At 76.8% G+C, this 17,189-nt stretch carries 16 protein-coding genes; 6 read left to right on the top strand and 10 right to left on the bottom strand.

From position 1 onward, the window contains the following. Positions 1-313: 313 nt before the first annotated feature. Positions 314-1,135, bottom strand: coding sequence for a hypothetical protein (locus ACWIZO_RS07140; protein ID WP_448641800.1), 822 nt, complete (start codon positions 1,133-1,135; stop codon positions 314-316). Positions 1,136-1,512: 377 nt separating this feature from the next. Here ACWIZO_RS07140 and ACWIZO_RS07135 point away from each other — a divergent pair, with 377 nt between their 5' ends. Both ACWIZO_RS07135 and ACWIZO_RS07130 read left to right on the top strand, forming a co-directional pair. Further along, the gene (locus ACWIZO_RS07135; RefSeq protein ID WP_448641799.1) at positions 1,513-2,928 is read left to right on the top strand and encodes an APC family permease; all 1,416 of its coding nucleotides are present in this window, start codon (positions 1,513-1,515) and stop codon (positions 2,926-2,928) included. A gap of 23 nt (positions 2,929-2,951) precedes the next feature. Beyond that, complete coding sequence (locus tag ACWIZO_RS07130) at positions 2,952-3,911, top strand: nucleoside hydrolase (RefSeq protein WP_448641798.1); 960 nt, start codon at positions 2,952-2,954, stop codon at positions 3,909-3,911. A gap of 6 nt (positions 3,912-3,917) precedes the next feature. On the opposite strand, the gene ACWIZO_RS07125 is transcribed toward ACWIZO_RS07130, so the two are convergent. Beyond that, positions 3,918-4,610, bottom strand: a complete 693-nt coding sequence (locus ACWIZO_RS07125; RefSeq protein WP_448641797.1) for a GAF and ANTAR domain-containing protein — start codon at positions 4,608-4,610, stop codon at positions 3,918-3,920. Between the two features lie 165 nt (positions 4,611-4,775). Here ACWIZO_RS07125 and ACWIZO_RS07120 point away from each other — a divergent pair, with 165 nt between their 5' ends. Next, entirely contained in the window at positions 4,776-5,234 is a 459-nt protein-coding gene (locus ACWIZO_RS07120; RefSeq protein WP_448641796.1) for an ATP-binding protein, read from the top strand. Between the two features lie 51 nt (positions 5,235-5,285). After that, positions 5,286-5,729: a YdeI/OmpD-associated family protein gene (locus ACWIZO_RS07115; protein ID WP_448641795.1), complete on the top strand. Its 444-nt coding sequence runs from the start codon at positions 5,286-5,288 to the stop codon at positions 5,727-5,729. A gap of 6 nt (positions 5,730-5,735) precedes the next feature. Here ACWIZO_RS07115 and ACWIZO_RS07110 read toward each other — a convergent pair whose 3' ends face one another. From ACWIZO_RS07110 to ACWIZO_RS07090, 5 genes are all read right to left on the bottom strand, one after another. Beyond that, positions 5,736-5,972, bottom strand: a complete 237-nt coding sequence (locus ACWIZO_RS07110; protein WP_448641794.1) for a hypothetical protein — start codon at positions 5,970-5,972, stop codon at positions 5,736-5,738. A 91-nt stretch (positions 5,973-6,063) separates the two neighbouring features. Next, on the bottom strand, positions 6,064-7,257 hold the full coding sequence (locus ACWIZO_RS07105; protein WP_448641793.1) for a diguanylate cyclase: 1,194 nt from the start codon (positions 7,255-7,257) through the stop codon (positions 6,064-6,066). Positions 7,258-7,360: 103 nt separating this feature from the next. Beyond that, positions 7,361-8,050, bottom strand: a complete 690-nt coding sequence (locus ACWIZO_RS07100) for an NYN domain-containing protein (RefSeq protein WP_448641792.1) — start codon at positions 8,048-8,050, stop codon at positions 7,361-7,363. Positions 8,051-8,288: 238 nt separating this feature from the next. Continuing rightward, positions 8,289-10,391 (bottom strand): putative bifunctional diguanylate cyclase/phosphodiesterase, encoded by a 2,103-nt coding sequence (locus ACWIZO_RS07095; RefSeq protein WP_448641791.1) that lies wholly within the window; start codon positions 10,389-10,391, stop codon positions 8,289-8,291. Positions 10,392-10,516: 125 nt separating this feature from the next. Then, on the bottom strand, positions 10,517-12,145 hold the full coding sequence (locus ACWIZO_RS07090; RefSeq protein WP_448641790.1) for an acyl-CoA dehydrogenase family protein: 1,629 nt from the start codon (positions 12,143-12,145) through the stop codon (positions 10,517-10,519). A gap of 165 nt (positions 12,146-12,310) precedes the next feature. Between ACWIZO_RS07090 and ACWIZO_RS07085 the strand changes: the two genes are divergently transcribed. Beyond that, positions 12,311-13,129 (top strand): phosphotransferase, encoded by an 819-nt coding sequence (locus ACWIZO_RS07085; protein WP_448641789.1) that lies wholly within the window; start codon positions 12,311-12,313, stop codon positions 13,127-13,129. A gap of 400 nt (positions 13,130-13,529) precedes the next feature. Here ACWIZO_RS07085 and ACWIZO_RS07080 read toward each other — a convergent pair whose 3' ends face one another. Both ACWIZO_RS07080 and ACWIZO_RS07075 read right to left on the bottom strand, forming a co-directional pair. Further along, complete coding sequence (locus tag ACWIZO_RS07080; protein ID WP_448641788.1) at positions 13,530-14,744, bottom strand: DUF222 domain-containing protein; 1,215 nt, start codon at positions 14,742-14,744, stop codon at positions 13,530-13,532. A 230-nt stretch (positions 14,745-14,974) separates the two neighbouring features. Beyond that, the gene (locus ACWIZO_RS07075) at positions 14,975-15,370 is read right to left on the bottom strand and encodes an SRPBCC family protein (RefSeq protein ID WP_448641787.1); all 396 of its coding nucleotides are present in this window, start codon (positions 15,368-15,370) and stop codon (positions 14,975-14,977) included. A gap of 95 nt (positions 15,371-15,465) precedes the next feature. Here ACWIZO_RS07075 and ACWIZO_RS07070 point away from each other — a divergent pair, with 95 nt between their 5' ends. Continuing rightward, the gene (locus tag ACWIZO_RS07070; RefSeq protein WP_448641786.1) at positions 15,466-15,759 is read left to right on the top strand and encodes a hypothetical protein; all 294 of its coding nucleotides are present in this window, start codon (positions 15,466-15,468) and stop codon (positions 15,757-15,759) included. A 32-nt stretch (positions 15,760-15,791) separates the two neighbouring features. Here ACWIZO_RS07070 and ACWIZO_RS07065 read toward each other — a convergent pair whose 3' ends face one another. Continuing rightward, positions 15,792-17,075, bottom strand: coding sequence for a competence/damage-inducible protein A (locus tag ACWIZO_RS07065; RefSeq protein ID WP_448641785.1), 1,284 nt, complete (start codon positions 17,073-17,075; stop codon positions 15,792-15,794). Positions 17,076-17,189 lie beyond the last annotated feature (114 nt).

The following is a 17,189-nucleotide window of genomic DNA, read 5'->3' as shown; positions in this document are numbered from 1 at the left end:
GCCTCCGGCGGCTGCCGCTGCCGTCAGGCCGCGCCGCACCGTGCCGTCTGCGCCTCCCTGGAGGGACCGCGCGCTGTCCTGGGTGCGGAGCAGTCGGCGGAGGTCGAGGCGAGAACCGTCGTGCGGAGAGGTCTGTCGGCGGCGGGGTGCCGCGGGGAGGGCCAGTGGGCGGCCGCGAGCGGCCGGGAGGTGGAGAGCTGCGCACGGACCGGACCGGCGGTCCCGGCCACCCGAGGGGGAAGTGGTGGCCGGGCCCGTCGACCTCGTCGGCGAGGCGTCGGACGGCGTCCCCGGGGAGGGGGCGCGCTGCGGGTCAGTCGGGGGAGGGCGGTGGCCGGGGGGAGCCCCGGGCCACCACGGGCACCGGGTCGCCCCGGGCCCGCGCCGACCCGGACACCGCGGGTGGGCCGGCCCGCGCCTCGGCGGCCGCCGGCCGCGCGGGCCAGCCGGCGGGGGCCAGCCCCGGGCCGGGCCCGCCGGTGCGGGGAGGTGACACCCGCCGGACGACGCCGGCGGGAGGGAGCGCCGCGGCGGGGGAAGACGCCGCGGGCCGGACCGTGGGGGTGCTGGGCAGCTCGGTGAGCACGACCGGGCCGTCGGGGGACGCCGGCGGCGGGCCGTCCGGGGACGCCGGCGCCAGGTGGGCGGGGCGGCCCCAGGCCAGGTGTGCGCCGTCGGGGCCGGCACCCCAGAGCGCCAGCCGCCGCAGCGCGCCGGGGCGGGCCGGGGGCACCACGACCGGCGCCGTCGGCCACGCCGCGTGCGCGCCGTCGGGGCCGGCGCCCCACAGCGCCAGGCGCCGGGTGGCGGCGCGCAGCCGGGCCCGCAGCCGCGAGCCGGGGACGGCCCCGCTCGCACCGGAGACCGGCGGTGGGGTGGCCGCGGCCGGGACCGCGGGTGCGGCCGGTGCGGCCGCGGGAGCCGCCGGCCGGGGCCGCAGGGACGGCACCGGGCGGGCCACCGGCAGCGGCCGCAGGGCGCGGGCCGCGCCGGGCGAGCGGGTCGCGGCCGCCCGGCGGGGACGCCGTCGGTGCGGCAGCTCCTCGGCCGCGTCGAGCAGGCCGAGGAGGACCGCCAGCGTCAGGTCGTCCGGCAGGGTCGCCGACGACGGAGCGGGTGCCCGGTCGATCGCCATGCCGTCCTCCTGGGGTCTGTGTCCGCGGCCGGGGAAGGTGCCGCGGACGAGGAGAAAGGTAGGGACGACGGGGCCTCCGGACGGCACTCCGGGGCACTCCTCCGAGCGCCCGTGACGGAACCGTTGCAGGCCCCTGACCAGCGCTTCGGCGACCCGGCGCTGCCGCCGAGCACTTGTCGACAAGCCGGTGGCCCCCGAGCGTGGGAACCGCTCGGGGGGCCTGCGGTCACGCCGCGACACGACCCGGCGCGCCCGCGTGTCGCGCCGTGTCCGGGGGGTCGTCGCAGCCGTCGCGGGCCGTCGCGGCGCGCGCCGCCGTCCCGCGGTGCCCGCCGTCCCGGTTGCCGGGCCGTTGCGGGCCTGCCCAGACTCGGGAGGTGAACGACCAGCCCACCGGGGGCGCCTCGACCTCCCCGGCGACCTCCCCAGCGACCTCCCCGGCCGGCTCCGCAGCGCCCGACGGGACCGACCCCGACACCCGGCTGCGCCGCGCCGTCACCGGCCCGCTGCTGTACCTGTTCATCCTCGGCGACGTCCTGGGCGCCGGCGTGTACGCGCTGGTCGGGGAGGTGGCCGGGGAGGTCGGGGGCGCCATCTGGGTGCCGCTGCTGGCGGCGCTGGTGCTGGCCCTGCTGACGGCGGGCTCCTACGCGGAGCTGGTGACGAAGTACCCGCGCGCCGGCGGGTCCGCGCTGTTCGCCGAGCGGGCGTTCCGCTCGCCGCTGGTCGCCTTCCTCGTCGGCTTCTGCATGCTGGCCGCGGGCGTGACCAGCGCGGCCGGGCTGGCGCTGGCCTTCGCCGGCGACTACCTCGGGGTCTTCCTCGACGTGCCCGCCGCGCCGGCCGCGCTGGTCTTCCTGCTCGCGGTGGCGCTGCTCAACGCCCGCGGGATCCAGGAGTCGCTGCGCGCGAACCTGGTGATGACGCTGGTCGAGACCTCCGGGCTGGTGCTCGTGGTCGTCCTCGGCGCGGTGGTCCTCGGCCGCGGCGACGGCGACCCCGGCCGCGCGCTGGAGTTCCCGCCGGGGGTGTCGGCGGCGACGGCGGTGCTCTCGGCGGCCCTGCTGGCCTACTACTCCTTCGTCGGGTTCGAGACCTCGGCCAACGTCGCCGAGGAGGTGCGCGACGTGCGGCGGGTCTACCCGCGGGCGCTGTTCGGGGCGCTGCTCACGGCGGGCGCGGTGTACGTGCTGGTCGGCCTGGCCGCGGCGGTGGTGCTGCCGCCCGCCGAGCTGGCCGGCTCCACCGGGCCGCTGCTCGAGGTGGTCCGCGCCGCCGACGCCGGCATCCCCGACTGGCTGTTCAGCGCCGTCGCCCTCGTCGCCGTCGCCAACGGCGCGCTGCTCACCATGATCATGGCCAGCCGCATGGCCTACGGGCTGGCCGAGCAGCACCTGCTGCCCGCCGTCCTCGGCCGGGTGCTCCCCCGCCGGCGCACCCCGTGGGTGGCCATCGCGGTCACCACCGCGGTGGCGATGGGCCTGGCCCTCGCCGGTGACCTGGCCACGCTGGCCAACACGGTGGTGCTCCTGCTGCTGGTCGTCTTCCTCAGCACGAACACCGCCGTGCTCGTGCTGCGCCGCGACCGCGTGGCGGCGCCGCACTTCCGCGTGCCCGCCGTCGTCCCGGTGCTCGGCATCGCCTCCTGCCTCCTGCTGTTCTCGCAGCAGGAGGCGCGGACCTGGGGCTTCGCCGGCGTCCTGCTGGCCGTCGGGCTGGTGCTCTACCTGGTCACCGCGGTGCCGCGCCGCCGCGCCGCGGCCCGGGAGCGGGAGCACGCCCCGGTCGGCTGACCCCTGCTTGGGAGGATGGCCGGGTGACCGTCCCCCCGGCGACGCCCCTGGTGATCGACACCGACCCCGGCATCGACGACGCGCTCGCGATCCTCCTCGCGCTGGCCAGCCCGGAGGTGGACCTGCGCCTGGTCACCACCGTGCACGGCAACGTCGAGCTGCCGCAGACGACGGAGAACGCGCTGCGGGTGCTGCACCTCGCTGGCCGCTCCGACGTCCCCGTGGCCGCCGGCGCCGCCGAGTCGCTGGTGTACCCCCAGCCGGAGCGGGCCGGGCACGTGCACGGGACCACCGGCCTCGGCGGGGTGCAGCTGCCGCCCTCCCCCGCCGCGGTCGACCCGCGGCCGGCCGTCGTCGCGCTGGCCGAGCTGCTCCTGGCGGCGCCGAGCCCGGTGACGGTGGCCGGGATCGGCCCGTGGACCAACATCGCGCTGCTGCTGGCCACCTACCCCGAGGCGGCGGCGCGGATCGGCCGGCTGGTGCTCATGGGCGGCTCGGCCGCCCGCGGCGGCAACGTGACCGCGGCCGCGGAGTTCAACGTGTGGGCCGACCCGGAGGCCGCCGCGCGGGTGCTCGGCTCGACGGTCCCGACCGTGCTGGTCGGCCTCGACGTCACGCTGCCCACGGTGCTCGACGAGGACGGCATCGCCCGCGTCGCCGCGGCCGGGCCGGTCGGGGCCACCGCGGCGGCGATCGTGCAGCAGTACCTCGACCACGCGCGGTCCTCCCACGGCACGACCGGCGTCGTCGTCCACGACGCCCTGGCGCTCACCGAGGCGATCGTGCCCGGCACGCTGGGCACCGTCCGCCGCGACGTCGTCGTCGACACCACCCGGGGCGCCGGGCGCGGGCAGACGCTGGTCGACCGGCGGTCGGTGTCGGACTCCCCGACGGCGGTCGACGTCGCCGAGACCGTCGACAGCCCGGCCGCCGTGGAGTTCCTGGTCGGCCGGCTGGCCGCGCTCGCCGCGACGGTGGGCTGAGCCGGCTCAGCGCGGGGGCTGCTGGGTGGAGGCCACGATGCCCGTGGCGATGTCGCGCAGCTTGCGGTTGTAGCGCTGCGAGGCGTCGCGCAGCATGTCGAAGGCGCCCTCGGCGTCGACGTGCCGCTGCGCCATGAGCACCCCCTTGGCCTGCTCGATGACCGCCCGCGACTCCATCGCCAGCTGCATGTTGCGCGCGTGGTCGGTCAGCTGGGCGTGCGCGTCGGCGTTGGCGACGGCCACCGCGACCGCCTCGGCGACCTCGCGGGCGGCCTCGAGCGAGGACTCGGAGGTGAAGGCGGCCGGCCGGGTCGAGTAGATGTTGAGCGCCCCGATCGAACTGCCCTGGTAGGGCAGCGGGGTGGACAGCGAGCTGCGGACGCCGACCTCGACGACCCGCACCGTGTAGTCGGGCCAGCGCTGCTCGGTGTCCATGTCGTCGATGCGGATCTGGACACCGGCCCGCCCGGCGTCCAGGCAGGGCCCGTAGCCGCGCTCGTACTGCAGCTCGTCGGCGGCCGACGCCATGTCACCGTGGTGGGCCGCCGTCGTCGGCGTGTCGCCGCGGACGAGGGTGATCGACGTCGACTCCGCGCCGGGCACGTGCTCGGCGGCCAGCCGGGTCACCTCCCCGAGGACGTCGGCGAGCTCGCGGTCGGCGAGCTGAACCCGGCTGAGCGCGCGCCACAGGGCCTCCACGGGTGCATTGTGCCCGGCGCGGACCGGCGCGCGGGGCCGGTCGGGGGACCGCTGCTGCAGCCGCTGCGGGTTTCGGTCAGGATGGACACGGATCGACAGACCGCGGAGCGGACGCGAGGGGTGGCGATGGGGCGGGAGACGTGGCCGAGCGCTCCGGTTCCGTCCGTGGCCGGCGACGTCTGGCACTGGCAGCTGGAGGCCATGCACGTCGTCTCCCGGGTCCGCTCGGACCTCCGTGCCCGGATCGCCCACCCCTCGGTGAGCTCGTCGTCGACCGACGACGCCCGGGACGGGCTGCTGCTGGTGTTCGAGGAGCTGGCGTCCAACGCGCTGCGGCACGGCGGCGGCGACGTGCGGGCGCTCGTGGTGGCCAGCCCGGCGGGCTGGCTGCTCGACCTCAGCGACGAGGCCCCGGACCGCCCGCCCATCCCGGCCGTCGACCGCGACCCCTCCCTGGGCGGGATGGGCCTGCACCTGGTGGCGCAGCTGTCGGTCGACTACGGCTGGGAGCGCCGGCCCGGCCGCAAGCACGTGTGGTCCCGGCTGCCCTCGGGGCTCGAGCCGATCGAGGGCTTCAGCGACCAGGTCCCCGCCCCCCGGGCGCCCGAGGCGCCTCGCGACTGACCGGGTGAGGCCGCTGGCCCCTCCCGCGCGGGCGCGGCACACTGCCCCGCCATGAGGTTCCGGACGACGGTCGAGCTCCACGGCAGGTCGGCCACCGGCCTGCCCGTCCCCGACGCGGTGGTGGAGGCCCTGGGCGCCGGGCGCCGACCCGCGGTCTGCGTGACGCTGAAGGGCCACACCTACCGCAGCACCGTCGCCTCGCGCGGCGGGTCGTTCGTGCTGCCGCTCAGCGCGGAGAACCGGGCGGCGGCCGGCGTGTCGGCCGGCGACGAGGTCGACGTGGAGCTGGCGCTGGACACCGAGCCGCGCGAGGTCGCCGTCCCCGCCGACCTGGCCGCGGCCCTGGCCGACGACCCGCAGGCCGCCCGGGCGTTCGCGGCGCTCCCCTACAGCCACCGGCAGCGGCACGTGCTGGCCGTCGAGGGCGCCAAGGCCGCCGAGACCCGGCAGCGGCGGATCGCCGCGGCCGTACGCATGCTGCGCGAGGGCAGCTGACCGCCCTCAGGCGTGGTCGACGACCGCCGCGCCGTCGTGCTCGGCGCGGGCGCAGTGCGCGCAGCAGTAGAACTGCCCCTCGACCACGACCCCGTGGCCGATCACCGTCACGCCGCAGTGCTCGCACACCGGGGCCATGCGGTGGATGGCGCACTCGAAGCTGTCGAAGGTGTGCCGGGCGCCCTGCGCCACCACCTCGAAGCTCATGTCGTAGTCGTTGCCGCAGACCTCGCAGACCGCCATGGCCCCTCCTCGCCGGTGTCGCCGTGGCCGGGTCCCTTCCCCGGCCGGCGGGCGCGGACACCGCCGTCCGGGCGCGTCGCGGAACGGGCGGTCAGGCGCTGAGGCGGGCGGTGGTGCCGACGGCGTTGCGGGTCGCCTTGGCGGCGTAGAGGCAGCCGTCGGCGCGGGCGGTGAGGACGGCGGGCGCGGCGTCGGGCCCGCCGGCCGCCGCGACGCCGAGGGAGACGGTCAGCTCGCCGGGCTCGAACCCGGGCAGCTGGAGGGCGAGGGTCGCCAGCCGGACCTGCTCGGCGAGCGCGATCGCGCGCTCCTCGGGGCCGCCGGGCAGCAGGACGGCGAGCTCGTCGCCGCCCAGCCGGGCCACGACGTCCCCGGTGCGGACGGCGGCGCGCAGCAGGTCGGCGACCGCGCGCAGGGCGGTGTCGCCGCCGGCGTGGCCGTGGCGGTCGTTGACCTGCTTGAACCGGTCGAGGTCGACCAGGACGACGGCGACCGGCTGCCCCGACCGGCGGGAGACGGCGCAGGCGGCGTCGAGCTCGGCGTCCCAGCGGCGGCGGTTGGCCAGCCCGGTGAGCGGGTCCTCCTCCGAGAGCCGCTCGAGGCGGGCCAGGAGCAGGCGGGTGCGGTCCTGCTCGCGGTGCAGCCCGACGGTGGTGCGCACCTCCCGCACCGACAGCTTCTGGCGGACGGCGTGCATGACGCAGGCGATCACCGTGGCGGTGGCCAGGTGCACGGCCACGGTGACCACTTCGTCGCCGGGGAGGTCGTTCGCCGCGACGAGCGCGACGACGACGAGCGCGGCCCAGGTGGCCGCGCTCAGCCCGAGGGTCCACTGGGCCCGGCCGGAGAGCACTCCCCCGGCGCCGAACAGGGCGGGGGCCAGACCCAGCGCGTAGGCGACGGGGTGGTCGACCTGCGCGAGCATCCACGACACGTCGACCTGGACGGCGCCGAGCACCAGGACCGTGGTGACCAGCTCCGGCCGGCTGCGGCCAAGCGGCCGGGTCACCAGCACCCAGAGGGCCACGGCCATCGGCACGAGGGCGAGCAGGCGGACGGGGATGAACAGGCCAGCGCGCTCCGGCTCGAGGTAGAGGTCGAGGGGCGCCCAGGCCGGCAGGACGATCATCGCCGTGACCGTGAGCACGATGCCCGACGAGCGGGCACGGCGGCCCAGCTCGGCGACGACCTCGGGGTCGTCGGCGGCCACCACCGGTCCGGGACGGTCGGCTGCCCGGCGGTCGCGCCGGCCCGCGGTCTCGCGGTGCAGGAGGGAGATGGCCACGGCGACCCATCGGCGCCGCGCACCGGCGCACTGAGCGAGACGCAACCACCCCTCACCCGTCCGGGTGACGAGCCGGCCGGGCGCACCCCGCCGCGGCGGGTCCTCAGGCGTTGCGGCGGGCGGTCCAGGACGAGACGAAGTCGCGCAGGCTCCGGGTGGGCCGCAGCCACGCGCCGTCGGGCGGGAGCGCGTCGAGCCGCACCCGGTCCAGCGGGGCGGCGAAGGCCCCGGGCACGTCCTCGATGTCGATGAACTCCAGCAGGTCGGAGCTGATGGCGTAGCCGGCGACCTCGCTGAACGCCACGACGACCACCTGGGTGCCCGACCGGGCCAGCTCCTCCAGCGGCTCGGCGAAGTTGCGGCCGTCCCCGGAGAAGACGACCAGCCGCCGCAGCCGGTGACTGTGCGTGCGCACCTCGATGTGGTCGAGCATCGCCTGGTCGATGTCGTCGTCGGGCTGGGACTTCGGCCGCGCGAAGACGGCGAACCCGAAGCCGCGCAGCGCCTCCACCCAGCGCTGCAGCGAGCCGACCACCGGCGGGATGTTGGCGAACACGCACGCCTCGACCTCCGGGGCGTCGGGCGCGCCGGGGTCGCCGGCGCCGTCGACGAACCAGGCGGCGATCGCGTCGAAGCGCGGCCGGGAGGCGGCGGTGGGGCGGGCGCCGATGACCGTCGACAGGGTCATGTCGATGTTCGGCGCGTCCCAGATGAGCAGGTCCAGCGCCGGCCGGCCGCGGCCGTCGAGCTCGTCGGGGGACACCAGGACTGCCGCACCGCTGGTCTCGGTCACGGGGGCAGTCTGCCTGCTCGTTCCCGGGCCCGTGACCGCGGCGGGAGGGGCTCCGGGACCGGGGCCCGCGTCGGGGGCGCCCGCCGGATCGCCGGCGGGGTCGACAGCGGGGTCGTCAGCGGGCGGCCCGGCGGGGTCGGCAGCGGGCGGGCCGGCGGGCAGGGGTGCCGGTGGCCCGGCGGGCGACGTCGCCCGGCGGACGCCGTGGCGGCGTCCCGGACCGGTCACCCGCCCTGCCTCAGCGCAGCTGCCCGGCGAGGGCGAGCGCGCAGGAGTCCCCGCCGCCGGCCCGGACGCGGTCGGCCCAGCGAGGAACGTCGCCCGACGCCATCGGGCGGGCCAGCAGGTAGCCCTGGGCGAGGTCGCAGCCGGCCTCGCGGACCATCCGCAGGTGCTCGGCGGTCTCCACGCCCTCGGCCACCGACCGGATGCCCAGGCTGTGCGCGAGCTCGACGATGGCGCCGAGCACGGCTCCGGTGCCCGCGGTGGCCAGCCGCTCGGCCGCGGTGATCAGGGAGCGGTCGATCTTGAGCGTCCCGATCGGCAGCGCCATGAGCTGGGCCAGCGAGGACCACCCGGTGCCGAAGTCGTCGATCGCCACTCGGACCCCGAAGCCGCGCAGGACGGCGAGCTGGTCCTCGGCGCGGGTCGGGTCCTCGGCCACGGTGGTCTCGGTGAGCTCGAGCATGAGCTGCTCGGGGGCGAGGCCGGAGTCGCGCAGCGCCGTCCGGACGTCGCGCACCAGCGTCTCGGCGGAGAAGTGGCGGGCGCTGATGTTGACCGCCATGCGCAGCGACAGGCCCTGGGCGGCCCACTCGGCGGCCTGGCGGGTCGTCTCGCGCAGCAGCCAGCGGGTGATCGGGATGAGCTGGCCGGTCTCCTCGGCGACGGAGAGGAAGGCGTCGGGCGCGAGCAGACCCCGCTCGGGGTGCTGCCAGCGCAGCAGCGCCTCCACGCCCTCGACCTCGCCGGTGTCCAGCCGCACCACCGGCTGGTAGTGGACGACGAACTGGTCCAGGGCGCCGTCGCGCAGGCGGGTGGCGACGTCCATCCGCCAGCGGGCGGCGTCACGCAGGCCGGGGGAGAACAGGTGCACGCGGTCCCGGCCGGCGGCCTTGGCCGCGTACCCGGCGGCGTCGGCGTCGCTGAGCAGCTGGTGGGCGTGCCGCAGGCCCGGCTGCGAGACGGCGACGCCGATGCTCGCCGACACCGGCACCGACAGGCCGCCGGCGGTGAAGGGCCGGCCGAAGGAGCGCTGCAGGCGGAAGGCCAGCGCCGCCGCCTCCGGGGTGTCGCAGGACCGGGCGAGGATGACGAACTGGTCGCCGCCCAGCCGGCCGACGGCGTCCCCGGGACGGATCTGCGTGATCAGCCGCGCGCCGACCTGGCGCAGCAGCTCGTCGCCGACGCCGTGACCGAGCGAGTCGTTGACGGTCTTGAAGCCGTCGAGGTCGAGGAAGAGCAGCGCGGTGCGGGAGCCCTCGTCGGCGAGCGCCTCGCCGATGAGCTCCAGCAGGCGCACCCGGTTGGGCAGGCCGGTGAGGTCGTCGTGGGTGGCCTGCCAGGCCAGCCGCTGCTCGACGAGGGCCCGCTCGGTGATGTCGGTGTGGGTGATGACCAGCTGCCGGGTGTCGTCCACGCGCGCGGCCTGCAGCCGCCACCACGTGGTGGTCCCGGCCAGGTCATGGGCGTAGTCGTGGGCGAAGGTGCGCGGCGCCCCGTCGGCGGACCCCGCGCGCAGCTGGTCTAGCCCCTCGGCGACCCGCGCGAGGTCGGCGGGATCGAGCCCCTGCGAGACGCGGGCGAGGTAGTCGTCCCCCACCTGCGCCGGCTCCCAGCCGCTCTGCCGCACCAGGTCGGTGTTGCCCGCCCAGATGCGGTTGGCGGTGCGGATCCGCCCCTCCTCGTCGACCAGCACGGTCGGCGAGGGCAGGGCGTCGAGGACGGCGGTGGTCTGCTGGAGCTCGCGGGTCTGCGCGACGTGGGCGCGGTGGCGGGAATCGACGTCGCGCAGGAAGACCACCACGCCGCCCTGCGCGTCGGCGGAGGCGCGGACCTCGAACCACCGGTCGTGCGGCGCGTAGAGGTACTCGAACGCGCGCGGCCGGCCGTCGGCGAGCACGGCGTGCACGTGCTTCTGCAGCGCCGAGCCGAGGACGTCGGGGAAGCAGTCGCGCACCAGCCGGCCGAGGAGGCGCTCCGGCGGCCGCTGCAGCAGCTGGGCCAGAGCGGCGTTCACCCAGGTGAAGCGCCACTCGGCGTCGAGCCGGCAGACGGCGTCCGGGACGCTGTCGAGCAGGTCCGGCGGCGCCGGCAGGCTGGCCTGGTCGGTTCGGTGCACGCGTCTCTCTCCCCCTGCCGCCGCACGCCGGGACCCGCCCAGGCGGTCCTCGGCATCCGGACCGGGACGGGTGGGAAGTCGGTCCGTACGCGACGCCTACCCGAGAGTAGTGGAGCCGTCGGGGGTCAGGCAGCCGAGACCGTGGACCGCTCGACGAGACGGGCGGCGGGCACGCCGGCCGGGAGCGTGCCCAGGACCGTGCCCCAGTCGCCGCCGAGGCGGGTGGCGCAGAAGGCGTCGGCCACCTCGGGCGGGCTGTGGCGCAGCAGGAGCGAGCCCTGCAGGCACAGCGCGAGCAGGCCGGCGACCCGGCGGGCGCGCACCGGCAGTGCCTCGGGATCGCCGAGCTCGGCGGAGAGCCGCCCGACGGCGGCGTCGAACCGGGCGTCGGCGCCGCGGGCGAGCCCGATCTCGGCGGTGACAGCGGCCAGCGACTCGCCGGAGCGTCCCAGGGCGCGGAGGACGTCGAGGGCGATGACGTTGCCCGAGCCCTCCCAGATGCTGTTGAGCGGTGCCTGCCGGTACAGCCGCGGGAGGCCTGACTCCTCGACGTAGCCGTTGCCGCCGAGCACCTCCAGGGCCTCGCCCACGACGGCCGGCGTCCGCTTGCAGACGAGGAACTTGGCCGCGGCGCCGGCCAGCCGGAGGAACGCCGTCTCCCCGGCGTCGACCGCAGCCGCCAGCCGGACGGCCAGCGCCGTCGCCGCCTCGCTCTCGACGGCGAGATCGGCCAGGACGTTCTGCATGAGCGGCTGGTCGGCGAGCAGGGCGCCGAAGGCGCGGCGGTGGCGGGCGTGGTGGAGGGCCTGGGTGAGCGCGGCCCGCACGGTCGCCGCCGAGCCGATGACGCAGTCCAGGCGGGTGGCGTTGACCATCTCGATGATCGTCGGGACGCCGCGGCCGGGCGCACCGACCAGCCAGCCGGTGGTGCCGTCGAACTCGACCTCGCCGGAGGCGTTGGCGCGGTCGCCGAGCTTGTCCTTGAGGCGCTGCAGCCGGAAGACGTTGCGGGTGCCGTCGGGCAGGACCCGCGGGATGAGGAAGCAGGACACCCCCTCCTCGAGCTGGGCGAGGACGAGGAACAGGTCGCTCATCGGGGCGCTGGTGAACCACTTGTGCCCGGTGAGCGCGTGGGTGCCGTCGCCGTTCGGGACGGCGCGGGTGGTGTTGCTGCGGACGTCGGAGCCGCCCTGCTTCTCGGTCATGCCCATGCCGGCGACCAGGCCGGGCTTGGCCGACGGGTCGGTGAGCCCGAACGCGTAGCCGCTGCCGGTGAGGCCGGGCCCGTAGCGGGCGGCGAGCTCCGGGGCGGCGCGCAGCGCGGGGACGGCGGCGTAGGTCATGGTCACCGGGCAGCCGTGGCCGGCCTCGACCTGGGTCCAGCCGAGGTAGCCGACGGCGCGGCGCACGTGGGCGTGCGGGTCGCCGGCGTCGGCCGCCGCCCAGGGTGCACCGGCCAGGCCGTGGGCGAAGGCCGCGCCCATGAGCTCGTGCCAGGCCGGGTGGAACTCGACCTCGTCGACGCGGTGGCCGTAGCGGTCGTGCGTGCGCAGGACCGGGCGGTGCTCGTCGGCCAGCCGTCCCCACTCGCGGGCCTGCTCGCTGCCGGCCAGGGCGCCGAGGTCGGCCAGCGAGGCGAGCGTGGCCTCGTCCGCGTGCCGGACGCAGGCCTCGGCCAGTGCGGTGTCCCCGGCGATCGGGTCGTACCCGACCAGCGGCGGGACCTGGTTGGTGACCTCGTGCGTGGCGCTCACGACGGGCACCGTACGACCGGCCGGGTGGGATCTGGTCATCGTGGGGACTGCGGCGACCGCGAGGTCCCTGTCATCGCAGCGAGCGCGCCACGGCAATCCAGTGGCCAGCGGGACGTGGTCGGCGGCAGTCTGGCGCCCGGAGACTCCCGAGGGACGGGGCTGGTCATGGCCGAGGACGCTGCGGCGACGGGCGGGGAACGGCTCGCCGGGGGCAGGACCTCGCCCGGGGTCGTCCGCATCGGGGGCACGGTGCGCCGCCCGGTCCGCCGGTCGACGACGTCGGTGCACGCGGTGCTGCGGCACCTGGAGCGGGTGGGGTTCGCCGGGGCGCCCCGGGTGCTCGGGTTCGACGACGCGGGTCGCGAGGTGCTCACCTACCTGGAGGGGGAGACGGCCGGTGAGGCGCCCTGGCCGGCGTGGGTGTCCTCCGACGAGGCGTTGCCCCAGGTCGGCTCCTGGTTGCGGCGGCTGCACGACGCGACGGTCGACTTCGTGCCGCCGGAGGACGCGGTGTGGTTCTCCGGCAGGTCCTGGCGACCGGGTCTGGTCATCGGGCACCACGACGCGGCGCCGTACAACGCGGTCTGGCGGCAGGGCCGGCTGGTCGGGTTCGTGGACTGGGACCTCGCGGGGCCCTCCTCGCGGGAGTTCGACCTCGCGTACTCGGCGCTGATGTGGGTGCCTCTGCTCGCCCCTGGGTCCGCCTGGCCGCTCGCCTCCCGTTCCGTGGAGGAGCGCCACCGCCGCGTGCACCTGCTGCTGGACGCCTACGGGTACGACGGCGACCGTGCGGCGCTTCGGGAGGCCGTGGCCACACGTGCCCGGAGGAACGCCCAGGTGACCCGCCGGCTCGCCGACGGCGGTGACCCGGTGTTCCAGGCGCTCCGCGGCCAGGCCGACGACCTGGATCGGTCCGCGCAGCAGGTCGAGGAGCTCCCGGAGTCCTTCTGGCGGCCACCCACAGCAGCCGCTGGACCTCGATGACCGGGTGACGGAACCCGCAGGGTGTCCGGCACAGGGCGCTGAGGGCCACCGCCCGAAGGCCACCGCCCGAAGGCCACCGCCCGAAGGCCAGCGCCCGAAGGCCACCGCGGAGGCCACCGCCCGAAGGCCACCGCCCGAAGGCCACCGCCCGAAGGCCACCGCCCGAAGGCCACCGCCCGAAGGCCACCGCCCGAAGGCCACCGCCCGAAGGCCACCGCGGAGGCCGCTCCGTCGGGGACCTGCGCCCGATCTCCTCTCCAGCCACCTACGCCCCGTCACCCTCGACGACGGCTCGACCGAGTGGCCGACCACGAGCCGGGCGGTCACGCACGACTGCCCTCCTCCCGTTCCACGTGGAACGGGAGGAGGGTGCCGAACCAGGAGGCGCCCGCTGGTGGGATCAGGCGGCGGGTTGCAGCAGGGATGGTCCGGTGCGGATCTCGGTGCCGTCGGGTCGCCAGGTGCGCCAGGTGCCATCGGGTTGTCGTTCGACCCGGAAGCCGTGGTGCACCTTGGTGTGGTGCCGCTCGCAGAGCAGCGCGGCGTTGTCGATGTCGCTGGCCCCGCCGTTGACCCACTCCAACAGGTGGTGGGCGTCGCACCACCAGGTCGGGGCGTCGCAGCCGGTGAACACGCAGCCGCCGTCACGCACGTCCAGGGCGCGGCGGACGTGCGGCGGGAAGAACCGGGTGGCACGGCCGTAGTCCAGCGGTTGCCCGTCGGGACCCATCACGATGCGGGTGACCTCGCCGTCACAGGCGATCCAGCGGGCGCGGGCGGCGGACACGACCGCGCCGGAGCCCATCGCCGCGGCCGCCGGTCCGGTGGCGGGGTCGGCCAGGTCGGCGACGCCGATGGTCACCAGGAGCTGGGACTTGTTGCGGCGCAGCAACGGCAGGAATCCGGCGGCCAGGACGTTGTCGGCCAGTTGCACGAGCGCGTCACCCAGCTGTCGGGCACGGGAGCGCTCCTCGGCGGCGGACCGGCCGGTCTGCACATAGGGCTCCAGAGCGGCCTGCAGCTTCTCCCCGCCCACGGCGTCGAGTTCACCGCGGAGGGACACCGATCCGTCGGCGTGCCGGGTCAGGTGCAGCCGCCGGCCGTCGGTGGGATCGGGCTCGGGTCCGTCGGGGTCCAGCCGCGCCAGGTAGCCGGCGACGACCTCGGCCAGCTCCCTGTGCGGCGTGCGCGCGGCCACCACGGCCATCGCGGCGTCGACCTCGATCAGGTCGACGCCCTGGTCGGCCGCGGCCGCGGCGTTGTCCGGCTCGACGACCTGCGCGATCTCGGCGGCCTGACCGGCCGTGACCGTGCCCTCGGCGCACGCGGCGGCGACCGCCGGCAGCTGCTCGAGCGCCCGGCCGGTGCGCACCAGCCGGGCGGCCTCGGTCGGGGACAGGTGGCCGTGCCCGCGCAACCACGACGACATGGACCTCAGCCCGTCGTGCTCCGGCGCGGAGGCCAGTTCGCCCTGGCGCACCGCGTGCGCCAGGTGCGCGGCCAGCTTGTTGGCCGCGGCGAGCAGCACCCGGATCCGCTCGTTGAGCTGCGGGCCGAACATCGCGGTCAGGTCGTCGTCGCCGAGCGCGTCGATCGCTGCGAACAGCTCGTCCACGACACCTCCCGCTACTCGATCACTTGTTCGAATCCTACCGCGGCGGAGAGGAGGGCGCGCGACGTTTCCCCAGCTCAGGACGCTGTCCACAGGACACGAGGACGTCTTGACACTGCTCGATGACTCCCCGACGTGACCACGGCCTGCCCTCCCGGACTGCGCCGCCCACCCGGGTGCCACGACGGCCGCAGCCCCCGGGCCGCCGCCGGAGACGGGAGACGGGGACGGGCTCAGTGCAGCGGCCGGACCAGCCGGCCGATCGCGAGCTGGGCCAGCGGCGCGTAGCCCACCACCACGGGGGCCGGGCCGCGGATCCGCAGGCCGGTGGTGCTGCCGCCGTCCGGCCCCTCGGCCACCCAGTGCAGCAGGTGCAGCCGCACCGGGCCGGCCGACACCGTCCACGACCAGCGCCGCGCCGTCTCGTCCACCGTCTCGACGACGAACGGCAGCGTCACCCCCAGCGGCCCGCGCACCCGGCCCCGCACGCCGGCCGCCAGCCGCGGCACCGGCACCTCGACGCCGGTGATCTGCGGCGCCCAGGTCGGCCACCGGGCCGGCTCGGCGTAGCGCTCCCAGGCCTCCGCGGGGGCGATCGGCCCGGTGGCGTGCAGCGTCACGGTCGTCATCCCGCCCCCCTGCCCGCTGCGGGCCGACCGCACGCTCGCGGGATGATCACGTCGTGCGGGGACCACGGGGACCACGGCCGGCGAGCCAGCGGGTGATGGCCGCCGTCGCCCGCAGGCTGCGCGCCGGCGCGGCCGAGGACTGGTTCACCGCCATCGGCACGTCCATGCGCCCCGCCGTCCGCGCCGTCCAGCGGGTGCGGCTGCGCCCACCGGAGGCCGCGGAGCAGCTGGCCGGCCAGGTGGTGCTGGTCCGCGTCGGCGGCCGGTGGTGGCTGCACCGTGTCGTCGACGAGGCCGACGGCCGAGCGCTGGTCGCGGCTGACAACGGCATGGTCAACGGCTGGACCGACCGGGCCGAGGTCGCCGGCGTCCTGCTCGACCGGGGCTGACGTCAGCGGACCGGACGGCAGGGAGAGCACCCTCACGCCGGCGGGCCGCCGAGCAGCAGCTGCCTCAGCAGGTGCAGCGCGAGGACGACGGAGCGCTCGCGCACCGCCGTCCGGGAGCCGTGCAGATGCACCGATCGCGCCTGCTGTCCGGCCGGGCCGAGGACGCACAGGTGCACGGTGCCGACGGGCTTGTCCGGTGTCCCGCCGCCCGGGCCGGCGATGCCGGTGATGCCGACGCCGACATCGGTCCCGAACCGGGCCCGCGCGCCCTCGGCCAGCGCCAGCGCGACCTGGGGGCTCACCGCGCCGAACTCGGCCAGCACCTCCCCCGGCACGCCGACGAGCTGCTCCTTGGCCGAGTTCGCGTAGGAGGTGATCCCGCCGAGCACCCACGCGGAGGACCCGGGCCGCGCGATCAGCCGGGCGACGAGCAGCCCGCCGGTGCACGACTCGGCGGTGGCGATGGTCAGCCCCTGGTCCTCCAGCGCGCCGGCGACGAGGTCGTCGAGGGTGGGGCCCGTGGAGAACAGCGTGGCGGCGTACTCCTCGCGCAGGACGGCGACGAGCCGGTCGTAGGCCGGCTGGGCCTCCGGCGCGAAGCGGGTGACGATCTCCAGCTCGCCCTCGCGCAGGCAGGTGGTGATCTCCAGGCCGTCCAGCTCGGACTCGTGCGCGCGCAGGGTCGCCGCCAGCTGGGCCTCCAGCGTGCCCCAGAGCCGGACGGTCTCCTGCCGCAGCTCGGTGGCCCCCGCCAGCACCTCGCGCACGGGCCCGGCGGCCAGCGCGGCCGGCCACATGCCCTGCAGCTCCGCCGGCGGCCCGGGCAGCACGACGACGACCGGCCCGCCGCGGCCGTCGGCCGGCGGGACGACGAGACCGGGCGCCGTCCCGACCGGCTCGAGCACCGTGGCACCCGCGGGCACCATCGCCTGCTTGCGGACGCCGGCCGCCGTGGCCTCCGGGTCGGCCCGCCAGCCGCGCCGGGTCATGAACCGCTCGACGACGGCGGCGACCCGCTGCTCCAGCTCGGGGTCGACGTCGAGCGGGCGGCCCTGCACCTCGCCCACGACGGCCGCGGTGAGGTCGTCGGCGGTGGGGCCCAGCCCGCCGGAGGTGATCACCAGCTCCACCCCGGAACCGGCGAGGTACTCCAGCGCGCCGCGCATGTCCTCGGGCCGGTCGCCGACCACCAGCACGGTGCCGACGTCGACGCCGGCCCGCCGCAGCTCCTCGGCCAGCCAGGGCCCGTTGCGGTCGGCGACCCGGCCGGTCAGGACCTCGGTGCCGGTGACGACGATGCCCGCGCGCGTGTCCACCGCTCGACCCTAGAAGGACCTCCTGCCCCCCGCCCCTCGCCGGCCCGCGATGGGACCTCCGGCAGGACCCTGCGACGGGCCACGGCGACGGGCCACGGCGGCACGTCACGGCGG

Source organism: Geodermatophilus sp. URMC 63 (genome assembly GCF_053502565.1).
Note: the sequence above shows the minus strand (reverse complement) of the source record. Positions and strands in the feature narration are given on the sequence as shown.